Below are 2,042 nucleotides of genomic sequence, written 5' to 3' on the forward strand. Positions count from 1 at the left end.
TTCTGCGCACGCAGGTCAACTGTGTGCGTACGAGTCCGGTCCGCATAAACCTGGTGGGAGGAGGGAGGCGAGGGTGGCCCGGAAGAAGGACGCGGGGAGGTCGTCCGCGAAACCAACCCAGCGCGGGGCGCCGCCCCAGATCAAGGTGGAAATCGTGACCATCGACGACGGCGGCCGTGGATTGGACATCGCGTATGGGATCATAGCCCGGAAAATCTTGAGGGAGTATGGGGCGAAGGAATGCACGCTGCCATCTACGTCCGAGTGAGCACGGACGAGCAGGCGCAAAAGGGGTTTAGTCTGGCGGAACAGGAAGCTGCCTGCCGTGAGAGGGCACGCGAGATAGGTGCATCCCAGGTTACCGTGTTCGCGGACCCCGGGTTCTCCGGCGAGTTGCTGGACCGCCCGGGGCTCACAGCGCTTCGCGAAGCGGTCCGCTCCGGCCGCGTCGATTGCATCGTGGTGAGAGATGCGGACCGCCTTTCCCGGCGGCTTGCCCACCAGCTCCTGCTGGTGCAGGAGTTTGAGAAGCACAATGTCCGGCTGGAGTTCCTGGACTTCAGTTGGAAGGACTCCCCTGAGGGGCGGCTCTTTTATGCCGTGCGCGGTGCCATCGCCGAGTACGAGAAAGAAAAGATACGGGAGCGGAGCATGCGGGGACGGCTGCAGAAGGCGCGACAGGGCGGCATCCCGGTTCTCTTCGACGTGTACGGGTATGTCTACCGGCCGGAAACCGGCGAGGTCGAAGTGTACGAGGACGAAGCGCGCGTCGTAAGGAACCTGTTCCAGTGGTTCGTCCAGGAAGACCTGTCTCTGTACAGCCTCGCCAAGCGGCTCAACGAGCAGGGCGTTCCCACCAGGCGCGGGGCGCGCACCTGGCACGAGAACGTGGTGAGGAGGCTCCTGGCGAACCCGGTGTACATCGGCACCTGGTACTACAACCGGCGCGACTGCGCGGGGCGGAATCTGAACCGGCACCTTCCCCGCGACCAGCGGGTGGGGCTGAGACCAAAACCGGCCGAGGAGTGGGTTCCCATCCCCGTACCGGCCATCGTGGACCGGTGGATTTGGGAGCGTGCGCAGCAGAAGCTGGAACGCGCGCGACGCCTTTGGGCGGGGAAACCCAGGAACAGGACCCTGCTCGCCGGGCTGCTCGTCTGCGCCGACTGCGGCAAGCCCATGCACGGCGCCTGGATGCATGCGGACCGCACCAACGTGCCCGCCTACACCTGCCGCGCGATACATGCGGGAATAACGTCGGGCTGCCTGCCGCAAAAGAAGGTGCGCGCCGACTGGGTGAACTCGGCCGTGTGGGGCGTAGTGGAATCGTGCCTGAAGGATCCGGACGCGGTGATAAGAAAGATGCGCGAACTGGACACGGCGAGCGGTTCGCTGGATGAGCTGGCCGCCGCCCAGCGGGCCCTTCACACGGTTGAGCGGTCCCGCGCCAACGTCCTGGAGGCTCTTTCGTCTGGGCTCTTGGAACTAGACGCCCGGACAAAGGGAAAACTTCAGGAACTCAAGCGTCGGCGCGAAACCCTTCTGGCCCGGATCGAAAAGCTGAAGGCCGGCATCCGGACAGGATCGCAGTTCTCCCAGCGGATTGAGGAGTGGAAACACCTGGCCCAGGTTACCCTGCGGCGGCTGGACCAGCTTTCCCTGGACGAAAAGCGCGCCCTTGTCCGCGCGGTGGTGGAAAGGGTGGAAGTTCAGGGCCGGGGATCCGCGGTTACGCTCAGGGTTCACCTTACGGTGCCCAGCAGCGTGAGGGTCTCTGTTTCCGAAGTGGCGCGCTGACGTGTGCGCCGGCACCGGCAAAGTTGGGCGTGGGAAGAATTGCGTCGGATTTCTCAAAATACATCGGGAACGCTCCCGCGATCTGGCAACGCGGGTGGGAACATTCGCAACGGATTCAAGCGACTTCGTCGTGATCCCCGAGGCAGCGCCCGGCATGAGGGCCCAGGCCACCTTCCGGGTGGAGTTCGCCACCGGCGACGTGGGCACGGGCGACCCCATCTCGGTGCAAAAGGTCATCGTGATCA

The 2,042-nt window shown here is 64.5% G+C and carries 2 protein-coding genes; both read left to right on the forward strand.

Going from position 1 to position 2,042, the window contains the following annotated elements; all coding sequences use genetic code 11:
* On the forward strand, positions 1 to 268 hold a 268-nt coding region (locus tag AB1609_22380), incomplete at its 5' end, for a hypothetical protein (protein ID MEW6049181.1).
* The gene (locus tag AB1609_22385) at positions 241 to 1,797 is read left to right on the forward strand and encodes a recombinase family protein (protein MEW6049182.1); all 1,557 of its coding nucleotides are present in this window, start codon (positions 241 to 243) and stop codon (positions 1,795 to 1,797) included. The genes AB1609_22380 and AB1609_22385, both read left to right, overlap by 28 nt.
* Positions 1,798 to 2,042 lie beyond the last annotated feature (245 nt).

This window comes from Bacillota bacterium (assembly GCA_040754675.1).
Taxonomy (GTDB): domain Bacteria; phylum Bacillota; class Limnochordia; order Limnochordales; family Geochordaceae; genus Geochorda.